This window comes from Pseudomonas saliphila (genome assembly GCF_008638345.1).
Lineage (GTDB): Bacteria > Pseudomonadota > Gammaproteobacteria > Pseudomonadales > Pseudomonadaceae > Halopseudomonas > Halopseudomonas saliphila.
In genome coordinates, this window is record NZ_VTVA01000007.1 from 22,250 (window position 1) to 45,053 (window position 22,804).

General features: G+C 57.2%; 18 protein-coding genes. 10 read left to right on the plus strand and 8 right to left on the minus strand.

Annotation, left to right across the window (positions count from 1 at the left end):
- Positions 1-6: 6 nt before the first annotated feature.
- Positions 7-3,570, minus strand: a complete 3,564-nt coding sequence (locus tag FHK95_RS09365; RefSeq protein ID WP_150304352.1) for an indolepyruvate ferredoxin oxidoreductase family protein — start codon at positions 3,568-3,570, stop codon at positions 7-9.
- Positions 3,571-3,701: 131 nt separating this feature from the next.
- On the opposite strand from FHK95_RS09365, the gene FHK95_RS09370 reads away from it, so the two are divergent.
- Positions 3,702-4,610 carry a LysR family transcriptional regulator gene (locus FHK95_RS09370; RefSeq protein ID WP_150304353.1) on the plus strand — a complete coding sequence of 303 codons (909 nt, stop codon included), beginning with the start codon at positions 3,702-3,704 and terminating at the stop codon, positions 4,608-4,610.
- Between the two features lie 50 nt (positions 4,611-4,660).
- On the opposite strand, the gene FHK95_RS09375 is transcribed toward FHK95_RS09370, so the two are convergent.
- The gene (locus tag FHK95_RS09375) at positions 4,661-5,512 is read right to left on the minus strand and encodes an SDR family oxidoreductase (protein ID WP_150304354.1); all 852 of its coding nucleotides are present in this window, start codon (positions 5,510-5,512) and stop codon (positions 4,661-4,663) included.
- A gap of 443 nt (positions 5,513-5,955) precedes the next feature.
- Here FHK95_RS09375 and FHK95_RS09380 point away from each other — a divergent pair, with 443 nt between their 5' ends.
- The 7 genes from FHK95_RS09380 (at position 5,956) to FHK95_RS09410 (ending at position 15,684) form a co-directional block, all read left to right on the plus strand.
- Positions 5,956-7,614, plus strand: coding sequence for a DUF1302 domain-containing protein (locus FHK95_RS09380; RefSeq protein WP_150304355.1), 1,659 nt, complete (start codon positions 5,956-5,958; stop codon positions 7,612-7,614).
- A 23-nt stretch (positions 7,615-7,637) separates the two neighbouring features.
- Positions 7,638-9,005 carry a DUF1329 domain-containing protein gene (locus FHK95_RS09385; protein ID WP_150304356.1) on the plus strand — a complete coding sequence of 456 codons (1,368 nt, stop codon included), beginning with the start codon at positions 7,638-7,640 and terminating at the stop codon, positions 9,003-9,005.
- 382 nt (positions 9,006-9,387) lie between these two features.
- Positions 9,388-10,287, plus strand: coding sequence for a WD40/YVTN/BNR-like repeat-containing protein (locus FHK95_RS09390; RefSeq protein ID WP_178114755.1), 900 nt, complete (start codon positions 9,388-9,390; stop codon positions 10,285-10,287).
- A 165-nt stretch (positions 10,288-10,452) separates the two neighbouring features.
- Positions 10,453-12,966: an efflux RND transporter permease subunit gene (locus tag FHK95_RS09395; protein ID WP_150304358.1), complete on the plus strand. Its 2,514-nt coding sequence runs from the start codon at positions 10,453-10,455 to the stop codon at positions 12,964-12,966.
- A gap of 70 nt (positions 12,967-13,036) precedes the next feature.
- Positions 13,037-14,002 carry a VOC family protein gene (locus FHK95_RS09400; protein ID WP_150304359.1) on the plus strand — a complete coding sequence of 322 codons (966 nt, stop codon included), beginning with the start codon at positions 13,037-13,039 and terminating at the stop codon, positions 14,000-14,002.
- Between the two features lies 1 nt (position 14,003).
- Positions 14,004-14,816 carry an enoyl-CoA hydratase/isomerase family protein gene (locus tag FHK95_RS09405; RefSeq protein ID WP_150304360.1) on the plus strand — a complete coding sequence of 271 codons (813 nt, stop codon included), beginning with the start codon at positions 14,004-14,006 and terminating at the stop codon, positions 14,814-14,816.
- Between the two features lie 37 nt (positions 14,817-14,853).
- Positions 14,854-15,684 (plus strand): SDR family NAD(P)-dependent oxidoreductase, encoded by an 831-nt coding sequence (locus tag FHK95_RS09410; RefSeq protein WP_150304361.1) that lies wholly within the window; start codon positions 14,854-14,856, stop codon positions 15,682-15,684.
- Positions 15,685-15,733: 49 nt separating this feature from the next.
- On the opposite strand, the gene FHK95_RS09415 is transcribed toward FHK95_RS09410, so the two are convergent.
- Positions 15,734-16,375 (minus strand): TetR/AcrR family transcriptional regulator, encoded by a 642-nt coding sequence (locus tag FHK95_RS09415; protein WP_150304362.1) that lies wholly within the window; start codon positions 16,373-16,375, stop codon positions 15,734-15,736.
- A gap of 114 nt (positions 16,376-16,489) precedes the next feature.
- Here FHK95_RS09415 and FHK95_RS09420 point away from each other — a divergent pair, with 114 nt between their 5' ends.
- Positions 16,490-17,269, plus strand: a complete 780-nt coding sequence (locus tag FHK95_RS09420; protein WP_150304363.1) for an SDR family oxidoreductase — start codon at positions 16,490-16,492, stop codon at positions 17,267-17,269.
- Positions 17,270-17,271: 2 nt separating this feature from the next.
- Here the strand turns inward: FHK95_RS09420 and FHK95_RS09425 are convergent, their stop codons facing one another.
- The gene (locus FHK95_RS09425; protein WP_150304364.1) at positions 17,272-17,679 is read right to left on the minus strand and encodes a VOC family protein; all 408 of its coding nucleotides are present in this window, start codon (positions 17,677-17,679) and stop codon (positions 17,272-17,274) included.
- 76 nt (positions 17,680-17,755) lie between these two features.
- The gene (locus FHK95_RS09430) at positions 17,756-18,112 is read right to left on the minus strand and encodes a hypothetical protein (RefSeq protein ID WP_150304365.1); all 357 of its coding nucleotides are present in this window, start codon (positions 18,110-18,112) and stop codon (positions 17,756-17,758) included.
- A 214-nt stretch (positions 18,113-18,326) separates the two neighbouring features.
- Here FHK95_RS09430 and FHK95_RS09435 point away from each other — a divergent pair, with 214 nt between their 5' ends.
- Positions 18,327-19,223 carry a helix-turn-helix domain-containing protein gene (locus tag FHK95_RS09435; RefSeq protein WP_150304366.1) on the plus strand — a complete coding sequence of 299 codons (897 nt, stop codon included), beginning with the start codon at positions 18,327-18,329 and terminating at the stop codon, positions 19,221-19,223.
- Between the two features lie 11 nt (positions 19,224-19,234).
- Here FHK95_RS09435 and FHK95_RS09440 read toward each other — a convergent pair whose 3' ends face one another.
- Genes FHK95_RS09440 through FHK95_RS09450 form a run of 3 tightly spaced genes read right to left on the minus strand, consistent with a single transcriptional unit; the run spans position 19,235 to position 22,779 of the window.
- Complete coding sequence (locus FHK95_RS09440; protein WP_150304367.1) at positions 19,235-20,488, minus strand: MFS transporter; 1,254 nt, start codon at positions 20,486-20,488, stop codon at positions 19,235-19,237.
- A gap of 44 nt (positions 20,489-20,532) precedes the next feature.
- A complete protein-coding gene (locus FHK95_RS09445; protein ID WP_150304368.1) occupies positions 20,533-21,378 on the minus strand; it encodes an SDR family NAD(P)-dependent oxidoreductase in 846 nt (281 codons plus the stop codon).
- A 30-nt stretch (positions 21,379-21,408) separates the two neighbouring features.
- Positions 21,409-22,779, minus strand: a complete 1,371-nt coding sequence (locus FHK95_RS09450; protein WP_150304369.1) for a phosphotransferase family protein — start codon at positions 22,777-22,779, stop codon at positions 21,409-21,411.
- Between the last annotated feature and the right edge of the window lie 25 nt (positions 22,780-22,804).

A 22,804-nucleotide genomic window follows, 5' to 3' on the forward strand; every position in this document is an offset into this window, starting at 1 on the left:
TTATGTTTATAGCTGCGTGGCCTGGATGCGCGCATCCTTGGCGGTGGCGTCGTGAAATTCCGCTTTGCGTTCATTGCGCAAGGCTGATAGCAGCCGGGCGTGCTGAATGCGGGCCTGATCCAGAAAGCGCTCCTTGACCGGACCGTAGCCGCGAACGATGTCCGGCAGGTTTGCGAGCTCTATAGCAGTTTGCAGCTTTTCCGCACTCAGCTTGTCGATAACCTCGTCAAGAATGCCTTCGTAAGTCGCCAACCACTCGCGTTCCGCCTTCCGCTCGGCGGTATAGCCAAAGGGATCGATGACCGAATTACGCAGGAATTTCAGACGTGCCAGCAATTTGAAGCTGCGCATCATCCAGGGGCCGAAACTGCGCTTTTTCGGTTCTTCGCCTGGCTTGGCATTGTTCATTACGGGCGGAGCCAGGTGGAAGTTGAGCTTGTAGTTGCCCTCGAACTGCGATTCGATCTTTTTCATGAAATCGCCGTTGGTGAACAGCCGCGCCACTTCGTACTCGTCCTTGGTGGCCAGCACCTTGAAATAGTTGCGCGCCACGGTCTCGGTCAGCTTGCCCGGTGCGCCAGCGATCTGCGTTTCAGCCTCGCGGAATTGCTGCACGCGAGCCAGGTATTTGTCACCCAGTTTGGCGTTCTGATATTCGGTCAGCGTGGCGATACGGCGCCGAATGATCTCATCCAGATTCTGCGACAGCTGCTGCCCTGCGGCTTTGCTGCTGTTGCTTTCGATCAGGCTGCGCAGGCGTGGTAAATCTGCGGCGGCGCGGCGGCCCCAATCGAATGCCTTGAGATTGAAGTCGATTGCCGTCCCGTTCAGTTCGATGGCCTGGACCAGCGACTCTTGCGCGACCGGCAACCAGCCCTTCTGATAGGCGAAGCCGAGCATGAAGGTGTTGGTGGCAATCGAATCGCCCATCAGCACCGTGGCGATGCGACTGGCATCCAGGAAATTGGACTGGCCCTCGCCAACCGCTTCGGCAATCTGCGCCGACATGGCCTGGGTGCGGAACTTGGGATCGGGGTGCGCTTCGAGGTTGCCGCTCTCGGCCTGCATGGCAAAGGTGCGCACGAACTCGCTGGTGATGCTTTCGTCCGAATTCACCACGGCATGTGTCACGCCGTGACGGAGCTTTTCCAGGGTCTCGTTGTTGGCGCTGACCACCAGATCGCAACCCAGCAACAGACTGGTTTCACCAGCGGCAATGCGCGGTGCATGCAGCTGCGATTGCTCGGCGGCGATGCGGATATGCGACCACACGGCGCCGCCTTTCTGCGCCATGCCGGCCATATCCAGGTTCAGCACGCCTTTGCCCTCGATGTAGGCGGCCATCCCCAGCAACGCGCCGATGGTCACTACGCCGGTTCCGCCTACGCCGGTAATCAGAATGCTGTAGGGCTGATCCAGCGAGGCCATGGCCGGCGTTGGCAGATGCCATTCATCGGCACCGGTGTTGCCCAGCGCCTTGGCCTTGCGCAATGCGCCGCCTTCCACGGTCACGAAGCTCGGGCAAAAGCCGGACAGGCAGGAGAAGTCTTTGTTACAGGATGACTGGTCGATGCTGCGCTTCTGGCCGAATTCGGTATCGACGGTCACTACGGACATGCAGTTAGATTTGCTGCTGCAATCGCCGCAACCTTCGCAAACCGCCTGGTTGATGACCACCCGGCGCGCCGGATCAGGGAATTTGCCGCGCTTGCGACGGCGGCGCTTTTCGGCGGCGCAGGTCTGGTCGTAGACGATGGCGGACACACCGTTGAACTCGCGCAGCTCCTTCTGCAGCTTTTCCATCTCGTCCCGGTGCAGCACTGGTACGCCATCGGCCAGGTTCTTCACCGATTCGTATTTTTCCGGCTCGTCGGTCACTACGGCAATACGCTTGACCCCCTCCGCGGCCAGTTGCTGGGTGATCTGCGGCACCGTCAGAATGCCGTCGACCGGCTGCCCGCCAGTCATGGCTACGGCATCGTTGTACAGAATCTTGTAGGTGATTTGCACCTTGGCAGCGACCGCTGCACGGATTGCCAGAATGCCGGAGTGGAAGTACGTACCGTCGCCCAGATTGGCGAATACATGCTTGGTGGTGGTGAACGGCGCCTGACCGATCCAGGCTACGCCTTCGCCACCCATCTGGCTGAACGTCTGAGTTTGCGGATAGATCCATGCGGCCATGTAATGACAGCCGATACCCGCCAGCGCCCTGCTGCCTTCCGGCACCTTGGTGGAGATATTGTGCGGGCAGCCCGAACAGTAGTGAGGTACCCGATCCATCAGCGTGCCCAGGACATTCTTGGTGGTGAGCTGTGCTTCGAGTTGCTGCAAGCGGTTCTGCAGTCTGTCGTCTGGATGCAGGCGAAGAATCCGCTTGGCCAGGGCACGGGCGATGTGCGCCGGTGTCAGTTCACTGATGGCCGGCAGCAGCCAGTCAGTGTGAGGCATGCTCCACTCGCCCTTGTCGTCAAACTTGCCGACGATGCGTGGCCGCACGTCCTCACGCCAGTTGTACAGCTCTTCCTTCATCTGGTACTCGATCATGTGGCGTTTTTCCTCCACCACGATGATCTCTTCCAGGCCCTCGGCGAAATGGCGCACGCCTTCGGCTTCAAGGGGCCAGACCATGCCCACTTTGTAAACGCGCAGGCCCATCTGCTGGACCTGCTCTGCATCGATGCCGAGCATCTCCAGCGCCTGGCAGACGTCCAGGTAGGATTTGCCTGCGGTGATGATGCCGATCCGGGCGTTGGATGAGTCCATGACCACGCGGTCGATACGGTTGGCGCGGGCATAGGCCAGGGCGGCGTACAGCTTGTGTTCGAGCAGGCGCTGTTCCTGAGCTAGTGGCGGATCGGGCCAGCGAATGTTCAGGCCGCCTTCGGGAATCTGGAAGTCTGGAATGATCGATTCGACGCGGAACGGGTCGATATCGACAATCGCTGCGCTCTCAACGGTATCGGCGACGGCTTTCAGCGCCACCCAGCAACCGGAGTAACGGGACATGGCCCAGCCGTGAATGCCGTAATCCAGATATTCCTGAACGCCAGAAGGCGCCAGAACCGGCATCATCACGGCTTTGAATATATGCTCTGTCTGGTGCGGCAGTGAAGATGAGCGGGCGCCATGGTCGTCACCGGCGACGGCCAGCACACCACCGAACTTCGAGGTGCCGGCAGCATTGGCATGCCGGAAGACGTCTCCAGAGCGGTCAACGCCAGGACCCTTGCCGTACCACATGCCGAATACGCCGTCATAGGTGGCGCCTTCAAAGATGTTGACCTGCTGGGTGCCCCAGATGGAGGTGGCGGCCAGCTCTTCGTTAACGCCTGGCTGGAAATGGGTGTGGCTCTCTTTCAGATATTCCCGGGCGCGCCACAGATGCTGATCGAAGCCGCCCAGGGGCGAGCCCCGATAGCCAGAGATAAAGCCAGCGGTATTCCGGCCCGCAGCCAGATCACGCTGGCGCTGCATAAGCGGCAACCGGACCAGCGCCTGGACTCCGGTCATCAATTGATAGCCGCTTATCTGCGTATACTTGTCGTCAAGCGAGAGGGAAGTTCCCATGGCTGATCATTACCTGTCTTGTTCTGTTTATGGCTACTGCAATTGCACGGTAGTACGGATTGACTGGAGTATATGAAGGGCTGCTGGTATCGTAAATTTATAAAAACTAGATACAGGTATCTGAAAAACAAATGGCAAGCCATGACGTTTCGATGCGCCAGTTGCGCTATTTCGTTGCCGCTGCGGAGACCGGCCAGTTTTCCCAGGCGGCTAGCAAGGTGCATGTATCGCAGTCGGCAATCACCACTGCGGTCATGCAGCTGGAGGAGCGCCTGGGCGTAAAGCTGTTCGAGCGGATGCCCTACGGCGTCAGCCTCACCGCGGAGGGCAACAAGTTCTTCCAGCATGCAAGCCACATTCTCGATACGCTGCAGGATGCGCTCAGCGAGCCGTTTTTTCTTAGCCATGCGATTAACGGGGTGGTCAGGGTAGGGGCGTCCTATACGGTGCTGGGCTACTTTTTGCCCAATTTGCTGGCGCGGTTCAAACGCAGTTACCCCGATGTCGAAATCGACCTGATCGATATGGATCGGGGCAGTATCGAGGCGGCAGTCAGCTCGGGTGAACTCGACGTGGGGTTGACCGTGATATCCAATGCCAGCGATCTCGGTGGCCTGGAGCACAGCGTGCTGATCAGGTCTCGTCGGCAACTGTGGCTGCCTTCTACCCATCCTCTGATGCAGTCGGCGTCCATCACCTTGAAGGATGTCGCCGGACACGCCTATATCATGCCCACGGTGGATGAAGGCGAGACATCGGCGCTGCGCTACTGGCATAGCCAAAACCTTGAGCCGCAGGTGGCGTTTCGTACCTCTTCAATGGAATCGTTGCGCGGGCTGGTGGCCCATGGTTTCGGGGTGACCATTCTGTCGGATATGCTTTATCGCGCCTGGTCACTGGAAGGCAAGAAGATCGAAATCCGCCCGCTTACCGACGCCGTGCCGCCGATGGAGCTGGGCCTGTTGTGGCGTGAAGGCGCAAGCCTGAACGAGGCTGCCAGCGCCTTCCAGCAATTCCTCATTCATGCTTGCGGGTCCTGAGTCGGCAATGCTGTCCAGCCAGGCGACGCATTGTTCAATCAGGAAATCGTTCAATCCTGCGCGGTGTTTTCCCTGCGCTGCCTGATCGACTCGGCGAAGTCGCGCTTTAACGTAGGGAAATAGGCAATCTGCCCGCCCATGCCGCCAGCAATATCGATAGAGGCACCGCTGATGAAGCTCGCGTAGTCACTCGCAAGGAACAGCGCCATGCCGGCCACGTCCTCTGGGCGGCCATAACGCCCGAGGGGTACTACCTTCATGACCATTTCATCGAACTCTTCCCGGGTTACGCCTGGCCCCATTTCCTTAAAGTGTCGATCCCACTGGCCGGTGTCGATCCAGCCCATGTTCAGCGAGTTGACCAGAATATTGTCCGTGGGCAGCGACATGCCAAGCGATTTTGATAGTGCTACGCAGGAGGCGCGGTTGATCACCGACGGAATCCCCTCGGGGGTGGGCACTACGCCTGCCAGTGCATTGATTTCGATGATTCTGCCCCAGCGCTGCTTGCGCATGAAAGGTACAACGGCCTGAACAAAGCGAAAGTGACCCATCTGCAACACGTTGGCATGGGCAAGAATATCTTCGGGCGTGAGGGTGTCCAGATTACCGCCTTTACCTTGGCCGGCATTATTGACCAGCACATCCACACCGCCCCAGGCCTCAACGATCTCTGCGACGAATGTCTGGACCGCGGCGGTGTCCGTGACATCGACAGAGCGTGCTATCACCGCAGCTGCACTGTTCGCCAAGTCTTTACCGGTTTCTGCTACAGCCTGCGCATCGCGAGCGCAAATGGCGACCTTGGCACCATCCGCCGCAAACGCTCTGGCAATCGCTCGGCCAATACCTCGGGAGGCGCCTGTAATGATCACTCGCTTACCACTTAAATCAATATTCATACATTCTCCGTAGTGATGGAAGTCGGGGTATACCCACTCTACCCTCGGCTGGGAGCGCCATTCAGGGCGTTTCAGACGAGACCCTGCTTTCTATTAAAACGACAACCGCCGAAAAAATTAAACACAAATGGAACAAAAAATAAATTTATGTTTAATTTAGGCTATTGATTACAAGCAAAAAACGGCGAATGCGCGGTTTTGATGGCTCTACCGCAGATTTGATGGCTGTTGCATCTGCTCCAATTTCGCTGTTATCTTCAAATCTGAATGCAGAATCAAAATCTTGATATGGAATTGTGAATTGTCTTCCGCTAGGATGGCTAGACGCTGAACGGAGCGCGGCAGGCTAAGCCAACTGATGTTGCGGTTGAGCAGGCTTGTGGTCTTGCAGCGATACGCGAAAAATTTTCATTAGCCACTGAAAATAAAAACAAGGAATACAGATGAACACTAAAATCAAATTTGGTCACATCGGTTTGGCTCGCAGTGCGCTGGCTCTTGCGGTTCTAGCGGCTACAGGCAGCGCTTCAGCCATGCAAATCGATGTCGGAAATCCTGATATTCGGCTGCGCTGGGACAATACCGTTCGCTATAACCTGGGTATCCGTGCGGAGGACCAGGATAGCGCGATCATGAACAACCCGAACTTCGACGAGTCAGACGGGAAGTTTGACAAGGGCGACATCGTTACCAACCGTCTCGATCTGTTGACGGAAATCGACCTTGCCTACAAATGGCATTTCGGTGCCCGGGTCAGCGCGGCTGCCTGGTACGACGACGCCTACAGTGATCGCACCGTTGAAAGCAACGTGCCGGGTTATGACACCAGTTATGACAACGATACCTACAGCTCCGAAGTGGAGCGTTATGTTTATGGTCCTTCCGGAGAGATTTTGGATGCATTTGTCTGGGCTAACTTCGATCTGGGCAATACTCCGGTCAACGTAAAAGTCGGGCAGCACACGCAATACTGGGGTGAAGGTCTGCTGTTTGGCGCCCATGCCATTTCCTATTCCCAGGCACCTTTGGACGCGGTGAAAGCAGTCACCAGCCCGGGTATCGAAACCAAAGAAGTATTTCTGCCGATCGGGCAAATATCCGCCAAAGCACAGGTGACCAACAACCTGTCCATTTCAGGGCAATATTTTTACGAATGGGATCACACGCGCTTTCCGTATGGTGGCACCTACTTTGGCGCGGCTGATCCTTTCTTTGAAGGGCCTGACCGTTTGCCAGCGGCCCCCGGCTTCAATCTTCGTCATGCCAACTCCAAGTTCGGGCGAGATGACGCCAACTGGGGTCTCATGGCGCGCTATGACCTTCAGAATCTAGGCGCAACGGTTGGCGCTTATTACCGTCAATTCGACGACTACCAGGCATGGCTAGCTCCTCAGATTGATCTGGCTGCTGGTGAGTACCGCCTGGTTTATCCACGAAACGTGAAGCTGATGGGTATCAGCTATGCAGGCAACATAGGCTCGGCTTCCATTGGCGCTGAACTGTCGTACCGCCAGGATGGCGCACTGAACGCCACCGGAATCAGCGCTGTGAATAACGAAGGTCCTCGCGGTGATACCTACCATGCTGTGCTGAACGCGGTGTATGGTGTGCCGCGCAACTGGCTCGCCAATAACTCGGTACTGGTAGCTGAACTCGCATTCAGCCATCTGGACAAGGTCACAGAGAACGAAGAGCTCTACAAGGGCGAAGGCTTCAACTGCGTAGATCTTCGAGGCGCTGGAGAAGGCAGCAAGGAAGACGGTTGCTCGACCCGGAACTACGCGGCCGTAGCGGTAAACTATACACCGCAATACCTTGCCATCCTGCCGTCTTGGGATTTGTCCGTTCCGTTGACCCTCAACTACGGATTGCATGGCAACGCTGCCACCGCCGGTGGCGGATCTGAAGGCGCGTTGGCCTGGTCTGTTGGTGCGCAAATGACATATCGTCAGCGCCACGATTTTACCTTGCGCTATGCGGATACTTCAGCTCAGGAGAAGAACACACTGAATGCCAACGGCGCAGAAATGGTCAATGGCAACGGGGCAGTAGGTGGTACTGACCGCGGTTGGGTATCGCTGACCTACAAGACCTCCTTTTAATAAACACAATATCGGAGCACGTTATGAAACTTCATTTTGCCTTAAGCATCGCCTTGACAGGGGTTTCGGCATATTCATTGGCCGCGGTGCCTGAGCAGGAGGCTGCCAAGCTTGGCGAGTCTCTTACGCTGGTCGGGGCGATTCAAGCGGGCAATGAAGCTGGCACTATCCCCTCTTTTGAAGGGGGGCTTCGTGACGCTCCTGCTGATTTTGAACCGGGTAGCGGTTATTGGGCGGATCCCTTCAAGGATGAAGAGCCGCTGTTCCGCATTGACGCCAGCAACTATGAGCAATATGCGGATCAATTGAGTGCAGGCCAGGTTGAGTTGCTCAAACGCAATCCTGACACCTATTACATGGATATCTACCCCAGCCACCGTACCGCGGCGCATCCTCAGGATGTTCTCGACGCCAGCGTGCGCAATGCCACGACCTGTGAAACCGTGAAAGACGGTCTTGCTCTGGATCCGGAATGCCGGGGCGGTGTACCGTTCCCGATTCCACAGACCGGGCATGAGGTGATGTGGAACCAGCAAACACGTTACAACGATGGCAAATACGGTACCACTACGACCTCCTCCAATAGTTGGATCGTAGCCTCAAATGGCACCGTAACCAAGGCTTCCGAGCAGTCGACCTTTGTCGAGCGGCCTTATTATCAGACCGATGTGGACGGCCGTGATCCGCAGATGTACTCCCGGGTTTATTCGGTCACCAAAGCTCCTGCCCGCCGGGCCGGTGAGATGACTGGTTATATGGATTTTCTCGATCCGACGCAGCAACCGCGTCGAGCCTGGAGTTACACGCCAGGCCAGCGTCGGGTCAAGCTGGCTCCAGAGTTTGCCTACGATACCCCCGTAGCCAGTATGGGCGGGCTGGAATTGTTCGATGAACTCTTCATGTTCTCGGGTATGCAGGATCGTTTTGATTTCAATCTGGTTGGTAGAAAGGAGATGTACATTCCTTACAACAACTACGAGCTGTATTTTGACTGCAATGCTGACACCCAGCTGATGGATTCCCACGTTAACCCCGAATGCGAACGCTGGGAGCTGCACCGTGTATGGGAAGTGGAAGCGACGCTCAAGGAAGGTAACCGTCACGTCTACAGCAAGCGGACTTACTACCTAGACGAAGACACCTATGGTGCCGGCCTGTATGACGCCTGGGACCAGAGTGGCCAGCTTTATCGTTCAATGATGCTGGGTGGCGTACAGCTGTATGACCACGACATCCCTTACATCGTCAAACACTCGATTTATGACTTCAACAAGGGCATGTACGGTTTGATCAATGACGCGCTCAATGGTGGCTATCAGGTCCTTGAAGAGCCTCGTTCTGATCGCGAACTCAATCCTGAAGCGATCGTGGGCCGAGAAAGCGTTCGCTAACCAGAACCAGACCAGGGCAGCGCTGTTTCTCCAGAACGGATAAAGCGCCGCCAATCATACCGGTTGACCCAGGGCATCCCGCATGAGGGTGCTCCTGGGATCACTGAGGATAAAAACAATGAATGTATCCCGCCTGTTCAGTTGGTCTGCTGGTAAACGTCGCCCACGGTCCTTGCTCGTTATGGCCGGGGCTTGCTGTATCGGTTTAACGGGTCAGGTGCTGCCGGTATCGGCTTCGGAGCAAGCTTCGGAATCGCCAACCGGTTTCCATGACCCGTTGCAGCAATCCGCTTTGGTTCAGGCCGCCGCGTACGCGCAACCTGCTCTGGCTGTTACCCGTGCTGGTGAGAACCTCGTAAGTGTCGGCTTGCGCGGTTTGATCATGATATCTAACGATGATGGTGAAACCTGGACCCAGTCCCCGAGTCCGGTGGCTGTCGATCTGGTTCAAGTGTATTTCCAGAATGAACTCAACGGCTGGGCCGTCGGGCATGACTCCGTTTTGCTGGCTACTATCGATGGTGGGCTTTCATGGGAAGCGCAGCTGGACGGTCGGAGTCTGGTCACTCTTCTCAAGGAGCATTACGCCAACGCCTCGGATCTTGATGAGTTCGAAGCGGAAAGCATGCTCCGGGAAGTCGATCTTGGAACCAGCACTTCTGCCGATCCCGACATCATGGCCACACCTTTTCTCGACGTATTCGTGAGGGAGAATGGCGAAGGATTCGTGCTGGGTGCGTTTGGTATGCTGCTGCGCACTACCGACAACGGTGCTACCTGGGAACCCTGGACCGAACATACCGAGAACGACCGTCGGATGCATCTGTACAGCATCGACATGCAGGGCGATCAGGTCTACATCAGCGGAGAGCAGGGCTTGCTGATGCGGCTGGACCGTGAAGCGCAGCGTTTCGTGCAGGTGGATACCCCCTATACCGGCACCTTCTTCGGGGTGCATATCAGTGACGGTGCGTTGATGGCCTACGGCCTGAGGGGCAATCTCTACGTCAGCCGTGACGGGGGAGAGAACTGGCAGCATGTGGACACTCAGCAAAACGCGACGCTGATCGACGCCGTGGATGGCGCCGCCGCCGGACAGGTGTTGTTGGTGAGCGAGCGAGGTGAACTGGTTCGCCTGGATACCACGACGCTGGAGACCGATCTCCTGTCGGTTCCCTATGCCGGCCAGGTGTATTCCTCGGCCAGGCCAGACGCGCCCGGCACGCTCATCGTTGCGCAAGTTTCCGGGCTTCGAAAGATAGATATCAGTCAGTTTCAATAACAGCTATATCGCACTTTTATTCGCCTCGCTGAAAGTTTGAGTAAGAACAGTTCCATGCTGCTGGAAGCCAGCAACAGCGGAAAGTCCATTGGTCTAAATGATGTTATGTCCGGGATGCACTGGCATTGGTCGAACCGCCATGCAACTTGATATGTGGAGAGAATGATGGTCGATCTTAAAAGCAATACTGGAATGCCAGTCGTGCGTGACGTCAAGGACTTTGACAAAAACTCTGGCGGCCTGTTTGAGCGGATTATTTTCAGCCATCGGACCTTGGTTCTTATAACGTGTCTTTTGGTCACTATCGTACTCGGGTTCTTCGCCACCAAACTGGACGTCAACGCCAGTTTCGAACGAATGATTCCAGTCAATAATCCTTATATTCAGAACTATCTTGATAACCAAAGCGAGTTACCCGGGCTCGGCAATAACATCAGAGTCGTGGTCGCCAACAAACAGGGCAGTATTTACGACCCGGAGTATCTGCAGGCTCTGCAGGAAGTCAATGACACGCTCTATCTTATCCCCGGCATAGACAGATCCTGGATGCGCTCGTTGTGGATGCCGATCGTTCGCTGGCGCGAAGTCACCGAAGCCGGAATCAGCGGTGGGGCGGTAATGCCGTCCGATTATGACGGCAGCGACGCCAGCATCACCGCGCTGCGTCGTAACGTCACCCGCGCGGGTCTGACCGGCAGCCTGGTGGCCAACGACAGCGCATCAAGCATGATTGTTGCGCCGCTACTGGAGACACATCCGCAAACGGGTGAGCCGCTGGATTACAGCGAATTTTCCGATCAGCTCGAGGAACAAATCAGATCGTTGGAAAGCGATCAGATCGGTATCCATATTGTCGGTTTCAGCAAGCTGGTCGGTGATCTGATCGATGGCTTGCAGGTCGTGATGTTGTTCTTCGCGATTTCCGTGGCGATTGCTGCGCTGTTTGTCTATCTCTACACGCATTGCGTACGCAGCACACTACTGCTGGTGGGTATCGCGATTACCGGCGTGGTCTGGCTGTTGGGGCTGATGCAGCTTCTGGGCTATGACCTCGATCCCTATTCAATCCTGGTGCCGTTTCTGATCTTCGCCATTGGTCTGTCGCATGGCACCCAGAAGATGAACGGTATCCTTCAGGACATCGGACGTGGCACCCATAAATATGTTGCGGCACGGTATACCTTCAGACGGCTGTTCCTGACCGGTTTGACCGCGCTGCTGACCAATGTGGTCGGGTTCGCGGTGCTGGCGATCATCGATATTCCGGTCATTCGGGACTTGGCGCTGACCACCAGTATCGGTGTCACCGTGCTGATTTTCACCAAGCTGATTCTGATTCCCGTCGCGCTGTCTTATATCGGGGTGAGCAAAAAAGCTGCCAGATTGGCCATCGAGAAAGATGCAGCCGAGCAGCAAAACAAAAGTTGGCAAGGCAAGATCTGGCAGGGTCTGGATCTGTTTACCCAGCGCAAGTGGGCCACCGTGGCTGTCGTGGTCTCGGTCCTGATCACTGGCGTCAGTGCGGTCGTCATGATGGACCTCAAGATCGGCGATCTGGATCCCGGTGCGCCAGAGTTGCGGGCCGATTCCCGATATAACCGGGACAACGCGTTCATATCAGCCAATTATGGTCTGTCCAGTGACCAGTTTGCGGTCATCATGAAAACCGATGTAGACGGTTGCCGCTTCTATGGGCCGTTGCAGACTATGGACAAGCTCGCATGGCAGCTACGCCAGACCGAAGGCGTACAGACCACCAACTCCCTGGCCGACTCAGTGCGGTTCATGACCTCGGGAATGGCTGAGGGCAGCGGCAAGTGGCTGACCATCAGCCGGGATCAGGCCATTACCAATGCGTCGGTCGACGCAGCGATGATCTCGTCGCCTGGTATCACCAACCAGAACTGCTCGGTTACCCCATTGATCGCCTACCTTACCGACCACAAAGCAGAGACCCTCACCCGTGTGTTGAACGTGGTGGAAGATTTCAACGCGGAGCACGGAACCGGACCCGACGGTGAGCAGCCTGTCCAGTTCTTGCTGGCTGCCGGCAACGCGGGCATCGAAGCGGCAACCAATATCGAGGTACAGAAAGGCATCATCATCATGTACTTCGCGGTTTACGGCGCTACGGCACTGTTGTGTCTGATAACCTTCCGCAGTATTCGCGCCACCCTGGTTGCGCTGATCCCGCTGATCATGACCACCATCATTGCCAAGGCGCTGATGGTCGGGTTGGGGATTGGCCTGAAGGTAGCCACCTTGCCGGTCATGGCTGTGGGTGTCGGAGTCGGGGTTGATTACGCGCTCTATCTTCTGAGTGTCCAGCTTGCCGTGCAGGCCCGCGGGGAATCGCTGGCAGTGGCCTACCGCCGTTCGCTTGATTTTACCGGCCGGGTAGTTGCGCTGATCGGTCTGACGATGGCAGCAGGCGTTATCACCTGGGCCTGGTCACCGATCAAGTTCCAGGCCGATATGGGCATCCTGCTGACCTTCATGTTCCTCTGGAACATGCTGGGAGCGCTGATTCTGATTCCGGCACTGTCCCACTTTCTGCTCAGAGATTTTGGTACCGGGAAGAAAGGCAGCGGAGGATTTTCTTCCCCCGCCGAGGCTCCGGTGCCTATTGCCTCACAGCCTAGCCAGGCTAAAAAGCACGCGGCGGTCGATACCCACTGAAGCGCTACTTGAGGTAGCGCCTGCCAAACAACAAGATTTTTTCGCTCCCCTGTAAGAAATGGAGATAAAGATGTTCGAATTGCTGATGAGCGCCGACATGATGGTGCCAGACCCCGATGGAATGACCGAATTGCTGGTGGACAAGCTGGGCATCCACAAGCACGAGCGCTGGCGCCAGGCCTTTGATGACCATCCCTATATCGCCCATTTCCTGCGGGTGCACAAATCATTGGCCGTGTCGCCGACCCGGGTCGAGCCGCAGTGGCATCTGGACCGCCCCAATCCGGGTGATCCAATGTTTCATGATTTCCTGGAAAGCCTGAAGGAGTTCCAGGGTCGGCACCGTCCGATGCTGACTCACTCCATCGTGCTGACCCTGCATGGGGATAAATTCGATGCCCTGGTAGCAAAGCTGATGCGTCGGCGTCTACCGTTCCGAATGGCGCAACGCACGCCAGACATGCCTTTCGACCGCCTATGGTTGGGAGCGTCGCCAGAAAAGCCCGTCTACGATCCCATCGTCGATGGCGGACTGTGTATCGAAGTCATGCCGATGGAGCCGCTGCAGATGCCGGCCGAGACGTTCTCGGTACCCGCTCCGCAGCCACGTGATTCCAAGCCTGGCGATATGGTGCGTGTTTCCGCTCGCGGCTATCTGGTGCGCGACCTGAACGAGACACTTCGCCGTTGCTCTGCCAATCTCGACTGGGAACCCTCAGGCCCGGTTGAGCTGATCGAGGGCGAAGGTTATCGCCGTGCGCGCATGGGCTTCAGCTTGGCCAACAGCGCTACGCTGGACATCATCGAAGCGACCCGCTGGAACAGTGAAGCGGGTCTGTACCTCAACAGCTGGGGTCCCGGCCCCTATTACATCCGCATTGCGGTAAACGATCTGGCCGCCAAGGCTGAAGACCTGCGGGCGCGGGGCACCGCGTTCAGCTGGATCGAGTCCAGCGATGCGGTGGGTGGCAAGGCGCTGATCAGGATCGATCCGTCTGAGCTCAGAGGCCAGTTGTTCGAGTTCGAGGAGTGCTGACATGAGCACAGAGGAAAGCCTGCCCGAAGTAATCAACGAAGCAGTGCAGATGCACTGTGACGGGACCGTGGGGTGGGTGGTGCTCACCCGTCCCGGCCAGATCAACGCCATCAACGATGCAATCCGCGCTGGTGTTCCAGCGGCCCTTGAACGCCTGGAGAATAACGACAGAATTCACGTCATAGTGATTCGCGGTGAGGGCGAACGGGGGTTGTGCGCCGGGGCTGACATCAAGGAAAAGCGCGGACTCGAGACCTCCATCCAGGTGCGTAAACGGATGGAGGGTGCCCGCTGGATCGAAGCTATCGATGCGGTCAGCAAGCCGGTCATCGTCGCCATTCACGGTTACTGCATGGGCGGAGGTCTGGAACTGGCGCTAGCCTGCGATATCCGCTTTGCTTCGCCCAATGCGGTACTGGCGTTGCCGGAAACCGGTCTGGGATTGATCCCTGGCGGCGGCGGTACGCAGCGCTTGTGCCGGGTAGTAGCGCCAGGTCATGCGCTTGATCTGCTGCTGACGGGTGAACGCCTGGATGCCGAAAGGGCGCGGCAGATCGGCCTGGTGTCGCGTGTTGCTAAAAGCGCCGAAACCTTGCTTGAGGAAGTGTCGGCGCTGGCATTGCAGATCGCTGGAAAATCACCGATGGCCTCGGTGTATGCAAAAAGAGCCGCGCGAGCTGCCTCGGAAGTCGACCTGAAAAAGGGCCTGGATCTCGAACTGGACCTGTTTTCGTTGCTGGCCACCACCAAGGACGCCAAGGAGGCTGCTCTGGCCTTCGCCGAACGTCGCGCGCCGCAGTTCACTGGTGAGTGAAATTGATCGTCTCGTATCAAGACAAGAGAACAATAAAATGACAACAGACAAGCTCAAGGATCGTGTAGCGATCATCACCGGCGCTGGTGGTGGTCTGGGCGCCGAGTGCGCGCGGGTACTGGCCTCCCATGGCGCCGCCATCGCGATCGTCGATATCAATCAGGAAGCGGCGGCCAGTGTGGCGGCAGAGATCGAATCGGCCGGTGGCCAGGCGATTGCCATACGCACCGATGTATCCAGCGAAGAAGACGTCAAGGCGATGGTCGAACAGGTGATGAACCGGTTCGGCCGTATCGACGTGCTGCACAACAATGCCGCCGTGCTGGATGTGAACCAGCGCCAGAAGGACCGCGATATCTGCAACCTGGACATGGACGCCTTTGATCGCGCCATCGCCGTTAATTTGCGCGGTGCCGTGTTGTGTTCCAAACATGTCATTCCGGTGATGCTGAAACAGGGCAAGGGCTCGGTAATCTTTGCTACCTCCGGACTGGGCGCCCAGGGAGACCTATCCCTGACCGGTTACGCGTCAACCAAGGCTGCGTTGAACATGCTGCCCAAGCTGGTAGCGGCGCAATATGGCAAGCTGGGCGTGCGCGGCAACGCGGTGCAGATTGGTCTGGCGCCTGCGGAAAACGCCCACGGTTCCATGCCGCCCGAGCTGCTGAATATTCTGCGCGACAATCACCTGACGCCTGAACTGGGCACCCCGCGACAGATCGCCGATGTGGTGGCCTTTCTCGCCTGCGACGAGTCATCCTTCGTGACCGGTACCACCCTGGTAGCAGATGGCGGCTTTGGCAGTCACACGCCTTCACTGGTGGCAATGCGCGCCTTCTTCGAGCAGTCGGGCCGCGGCAGCATGTAATTGGGTTCGCGGCTCTGATTTGCGCCCCTGGCCTGGGGCGCTACAGGCGTCAGGGCTGCCGCCTGATGCTGGCAAGAATGAAGTTGGCCGAGTGTTCACGCCAGATCCGCATGCCATCCTCCGAGGTAGTGTCAAAGCCGACCAGGACGGACATGGTGTAATGATTGGTGAACCCGCCTGACATCAGTAGCGCGGAACTCGCCAGGAACAGACGGGCGTCGATATCCCGCTTGAACACGCCAGCTTCGATTCCACGCTTGAGAACCGCTGAAAACTTGATGGCCAGCGCCGGGGACTGACTGGTGAAACTGTTGGGCCTGGTTTCTGCCGCTTCGTGATAGCGAATGCCTTCCAGGGCCAGGGCGCCCAGGAGTGGATCTTCCATATATTGGTCAAAACAGCAGTAGAGCAGTCTTCGCAGCGCTTCTTCCGGCGGCAGGTCATCTATATCAAGTGCTATCAGTTCCTGCATTATCTGCTGCGAGGCGTCATCCAGGACGGTTGAAAACAACACTTCCTTGGAGCCGTAATAGTGATAGACCAGTTGTTTGGTCACGCCGGCTTCCCGGGCGATATCTTCTACCCGGGCGCCCGCCAGGCCTTTCAGGGAAAAGATCCGCCTGGCGGCGGCAAGCAGGCGATTCATGGTATCCCGCTTGCCGGGTTCCGTGCGGGTTGACGGGCTGTTCATAGTTGTCTCTGGCTTCATTGAAAAAAACATCAGATATCAGTGCTCACAGCATAAAGGATTGCGGCATCACTGTAATGAACTTGAGCCGCTGACGAGTCGGCAACGGGAGCAGATATGGATCTGGATATTACCGGTCGCAAGGCCATTGTTTGTGCTTCTTCGCGGGGCTTGGGTAAAGCCTGCGCCATGGCCTTGGCTGCTGAAGGATGCGAGGTTTTCATCAACGGCCGCGACGCCGTCAGCTTGAATGAGGCTGCGATGGCAATCCGTGACAGCACGGGGCTCGAGGTGGTTCAGGTGGTCGCGGATCTCAACGCCAGCGCTGGCCGGGACGCGCTCCTTGCGGCTTGTCCCGCTCCGGATATTCTGATCACCAACAATGGTGGGCCCGCGCCGGGCAAGTTCCAGGACTGGGACCTCGATTGCTGGCAGCAAGCGCTGGAGGCTAATATGCTCAGCGCCATCCTGTTGATTCAGGCAGTAGTTGAGGGAATGCGCGAGCGCCGTTTTGGCCGGATCGTCAATATCACCTCGGCCATGGTCAAGTCCCCGCGTTTGCCAATGGGTCTGTCGACAGCGGCCAGGGCAGGGCTGACGGCGTTCTCGAAGGCGCTGTCGGTGGAAGTCATCCGCGACAATGTCACGATCAACAACCTTTTGCCCGAACGCATCGCGACCGATCGGCTGGCCTACATGACCGGCCAGTTGGCAAAGTACAGGAACATCAGTCTGGAGGAGGCGCGAGCCGAAATGCTCCGGCCGGTTCCGGCACGGCGTTTCGGCACTCCTGAGGAATTCGCCGCCGCCTGTGCTTTTCTGTGCGCGGCTCAGGCGGGTTACATTACCGGGCAGAATTTGCAGCTGGATGGCGGGGCCTATACCGGCCTGATTTGAGATCAGGCTTTGCTTCTGGTTTTCCAGTCGGCTGGAGCCTGCTCTTCGTGAGCAAAATCGAGTTCGACGTCCACGTCATTGGGGTCCTTGAAGAACACCTGCCAGGTCCGGATGTCCCCTGGGGCGCGGATGATTCGATAACGAATGGCGTGCTGGTCGAGTCTGTTCAGTGTCTCTGTCAAACCCTGCGCAAAGAACGCCATATGATCCAGCACGCCGCGGCGAGGGTTGGGCATGTCATCTACTGCGATGACGTGAAGCACAGGGTGGCCTGTGGCGTAAAGCCACAGCCCGGGCACGGGGAAGGGTGGTCTCGGCCCCACTTCGAGTCCAAGCAGGTTTACATAGAACTGCTGTGTTTCCTCGAGCTGGTCAGTGACGATGGTGAAGTGGTCCATTCTGAGAATCATGGCTTGCCTGCCGTTTTCATGGGAGTTTGCCTATTGCGGGCTAACCCCCAGGTGGTTAGCCCGCAATAGACGTACATTACTCTTCTTCGCTGCAGATCAGTTTCGCTCGCATCGTGGCGCTTGCATAACTACCGTCCAACCGCAGAACGGCCGACTCACCTGCCTTGATGGAGGCCATTGGGGATTCAGATGCCGCGGTTTCGGCTGGACCCGGGTCTAACTGACAGGTCACGGTGGAATCACTGTTATTGGTTACCTGAAGCACCTGGGTACCGGCTGCTGCTCCAGGCCCTGGCGCAGTGGCAGTACTGTCACCGATTATCTCCGTTTCGATATCCAGACCGTTCAGTTCCTTGTCCAGCTCGATATCTTGCGCGAAAGCCGCTAATGGCAGACAAGCGAGCAAGCCTAGTGTCGTCGCAATCTTCTTCATTGTAATCTCCTGCAATGTGCTCCGAGAAGTTTGGGTTTGTTCGACGAAAAGAGCAAGTTCCCACTTTGCTCTTTATTGATTAAAAAAGTGGTTTCAGATATTGGTTTTTCCGATACCTGAAACTGTTATTTATCGATTGTGTATTGAGCTTGAACGGTTATCCTGAAGTGTAAAGATCAGTGCTAAATAAAAATAACTGCTGAGAGTGCCTCTTATGTATTCAGTACATTACGATGAATACGATCCGTCCGCGGCTGGAGAGTTTCTGACAGAGTCTCGACTGGTGAATGACGGCTTTGATATACGTATTGAACATGCGCACTGGTCGAATTCCGGCACCGCGGTGATTCAGGCGAAGAGCAGCTGTCTGCTGCGTCTGGTACTACCGACACCGACAAGACGATGGTCTCCTTTTTCGGATAACAAAGGCCGTTTTTCCGACCTCAGCTGTGAGTTTCAGCCACTTGGGCAGGCGCTATTTCTACCGCGGGATACGGAATTTCAGTTTTGCCACGGCGTGTCCGAATACAAGGCCATGATATGTCTGTTCGATCCCGGCATCATGGGGCCGCTGGCCGGGGTCCAGTGGCAATGGGATGGCTGTCTGAGCGACAGCATGCTGAATCTGGAGAACCCCTACCTTAGGATGTCACTGCAGCGTCTTGCCCAGGAGGTTGCTGCACCCGGTTTTGCCAGCGAACTGCATACCGAGTGTCTGCTGACGGGTATTGCACTTGATTTGCATCGGCAGTTCCTGAGTTCTCAGGTTACCGCTGATTCAGGGAAATTGAGCCCCAGGCAGTTGCGAACCCTGCGCGAAATGGTCGAGACGGAACCTGAACACAGCAGCTCCCTCAAGCAACTGGCAGACGCGCTCGATATGCCGGCCAGGCGCCTTTCGGAGCAGTTCAAGAACACTACTGGTCTCACGCTACGCCAATTTGCCGCGCAGGCACGCATCCGGCGCGCCAAGTCACTGCTGCTCGATAGCAAGGTGTTGATCAAGCAGATCTCCTACCAAACCGGGTTCCTCAATCCGGCCTCCTTTACGGCAGCGTTCCGTAAGGAGGTCGGCATGACCCCTGAAGCCTTTCGTCAAATGCACCGGTAGGGCAGTTGCCCTCAGTAAGCGGGCACGGCGTTGTCGCGGCGAAATACCGGGTAACCGCCCAGCGTCAGTAGCATCAGGGGTCCGACAACAAAACAGACGGTGCTGAAGGCCAGCAGCCCGGAGTAGTCGCCAGTAAGACTGTAGAGCGCGCCAAACAGCAACGGCGCTGCGGCAGCACCCGCTGTGATCAAACCCAGGTGAACACCAAAGAGCCGGCCATAGTCACGCATGCCGAAATACCGGGCGATAAGAAAGGCGGCGATGTCGAACTCCGCTCCTGCACCTATGCCTACCAGCAAGGTCGCCAGAACATAGAGCGCGGTATTGCCGCTGCTCAGGGCGAAAATCAGACAGGCAACAGCGGGCATAAGCAGCGCGATGGCCGCTACTCCCGGAGCCCACAAACGATCGATCAGATAGCCTACTACCAGTCTTCCGAAGATCAGCGAAATACCGAAGGCACTGAAAATCTGTCCGGCCTCAACGGCGCTCAGCCCTCTGTCCTGCAGCAGCGGGATGATATTGGTGACCAATCCGACAACGCAGGCTACCACCAGCGTCATGGACAGGTTGCACACCCAGAAGCGCCAGGATTTTAGCGCCTCACTCAGCATCATGCCGCTGGATGAGTCCTGGGGCTTGGGTTGTCCCACCGAAGCAGTACTGTTTTCTGACCTGACAGGCATCAACCAGCGCAAGGTCAGCGGCATGGCGATCAGAACCGGCAGCAGCGACAGCGCGATGAATCCGGCTTGCCAGTTCCAGGTTGATACAGCCCAGGTGACCAGTAGCGGCAACCCGGCTGCGGCGAGTCCGGAGCCGCTGAGAATGATGGCCAGGGCCAGCCCGCGATTTTCCACAAACCAGAGGTTGACCAGATGGGACCAGGTGATCTGCAATGTCCCCAGGCCCGCCAGGGGTACCAGAAAATAACCCAGATACAGGCTCCATATCGTGGTCTGCATCTGGGTCAGCAGAACCATGCTGATTGAAAGAGCGAGCAGCGAAAGGATGGTGACAATTCGCAACCCGAATTTCAGGTTCAGCCAGCCCGCGAGTTGAGCCGCGACTATGGTGCCGAGCGACAGGGCGGTGATGGCGGCCTGCAACTCGCTACGGCCCCAGCCCATTGCCTGCTCCAGCGGTATCATCATTGCGCTGAAGCTGTACAGCAGCAGCGAGCTGGAGCTGGTCGCCACGCCGACGATGGCGAGAATGAGGATCTTCCAGCCGATTTTGAATTCTCTGTTATCGAACTGTTTCATGGTCTCTGCCCGTTAAAGATAGTTTCAAGTCATGCGGTATGGCGTCAGTCGTTACCGATAAACTGAGCCGCCTCGGTACTTTTTTTCATCACGTGGTCACGCCTCAGGCTGCCGGGGGAGGCTGCGCCTGCCGCCACCGCAAGATCCTCGGGATGAATGAGCGTCGGCCCGTTGCGCAGTTCCTGCAGAGCCAGGCGGGCAATGTCATCCGCCTGCGGTAGCGGCATGGTCATGGCATTGGGAATATTCAATCGTTGCATGGTCTCGCGCATCGTTGGGGTATCCACGGTGCTGATCAGCAGATTGAGCACATCGACGCCCCGGTCCTTCCATTCGGCCCAAAGCGATTCACCCAGATTGAGCGAGAAAGCCTTCGTCGCAGAATACATCCCCAGCTTGCGCACGCCGCCCAGTGCCGCATGTGAACCTACCAGCAGCAACCCGCCACGGCCCCGCTCTATCATCCGGCCGCCAAATGCGTGGCTGATGTCCATGACCGTCTGCGTGTTCATCCTGAGCAGCTTCATCCAATGCTCGGCATCGGTGTTGAGAAACTGGCTGATAAAGGGATCACCGCCGGCGTTGTATATCACCAGGCCGACCTGACGGGTGCCGGTGGCTTCAATTAGCCTGGCAGTGGCATCCGCTGCCGACAGGTCCTGCGTCACGCACAACGCCTGAATGCCGTGCTGCGCTTCGAGCTCGGCTTTCAGGGACTCAAGCGCTGTCTCGTTTCGGGCGACCAGAATGCAATTCAGACCCTGCGCTGCGACCTGGCGCGCGAAGGCTGCACCGATGCCATGGGATGCCCCCGCGATAAGCGCCCAGTCACCATAACGCTGGTGAAACGCGGGCGCATCGTCCAACTGGTTGAGTATTTCTTCAGACATATCCGCTCCGGGTACGATCAGTGTCCAGGTTCATAGGGGAGGAAGGTCAATGTGGCTGGCCGAGGCGCCAATAGTTGTGCCGCCAAACACCTGGACGCGTCGCTCAATCTGTGAGGCAAAGAGTGCCAGCAGAGACAGGTCATGTTCGGCGTCAGCTGTGGTCACGAAGCTCTCGAGCGCCAACTCCATTTCCTGATGGTGGTCAAAGCGCTGGCCGATCAGTGCTTCGGCTTCACGCATGTCCTGGGCTTGCAGCTCCAGCATCATGGCGTCGGCCTTGCCCAGATATTCCACGATCTTGCGCACGGCGTTCAGCTTGGTCTTCTGGAAGGGGTCAGCCGCTTCGACCTGCTCCACTGCATCGCTCAGCATGCTCAGCAGTTCGGCGTTGGGTCCCTGTGGTTTGACGGGGGTGGCTGGCGTCTCGATTGCCACGCCCATTGATTCGGCTAGTGCATGTACCACCACGCGGCGCAGCGCAATGTCGAATTCAATATAGGTATCGTGGGGATCTCCCGGTTTTGGCGTAGCGACCGTCGAGGAGAACTGCATCGTACTGACGGTGGAGAACAGTAAGGTATGAAACCGCACAACGTCGGGTTCAGGCGGTTCGCCGCTAACCTGCTGGTAATATTCGTAGAGCGCTTTGAAAGGGCCTCCGAGTGGTTCGTAATTGTCCCGCATCCGCGCTGATGCCAGGTCGGCCAGCGGGTCGCCGATCATCGCGAACTCGAAATCATAGAGAGTGGTCAGCTTGCCGTTCTCGAACAGATACTGCCCCGAGTCGTACTGTACCAGGCTCGGTTTGCTGCGATGCTGCGGGACGTTGCGGCGCAGCCAGTTGAGGGCAAATTCCAGCAGCGGCTGCGGACGGGTTTTATTGCGCGCGTAAAGCGGGTAATAGGCATCAAGCCCGGCCAGCGAAATGGCTTCGGCGCCCTCGGGCAGCGCGATGCCCTTGGCCACAAAGTCATCCAGTGGCAGCTGGTGCATGGCGACCATGGCGTCTATGTATTGTTTGGCCAGGCTCAGACGCTCAGCGTCGTCGCTGGCGGCGGAAATGTCTCGGGTGCCGGGTACAGCTTGCATGACGATGGCTAGCGGGTCCTCGCAGAAGCCATAGATATGCGGTACTGGAACGCCCTGCTGACCGAGCAGCGCGAGAATATCCGCTTCGCGGCGCAGATCATCCGGAAACGGGCTGACATCGCCGCCGCGGTCGCCACGGATGTGTAATTTGAGTATTTCATTGCCCCGCTGCAGATCCATGTTCCAGGCAGGGCGCCAGCGCGGTAGCCGGTCCGTGCGGATCACCGTGCCGCCGAGTAACGTTTCGATGAAATCCCGTATTTTCTGCTCCATCAACTGGTCGCTACCGGCATTGTCTAAGGCCATGTTCATTGTTACTCCAGGAATAAGCTTCTTC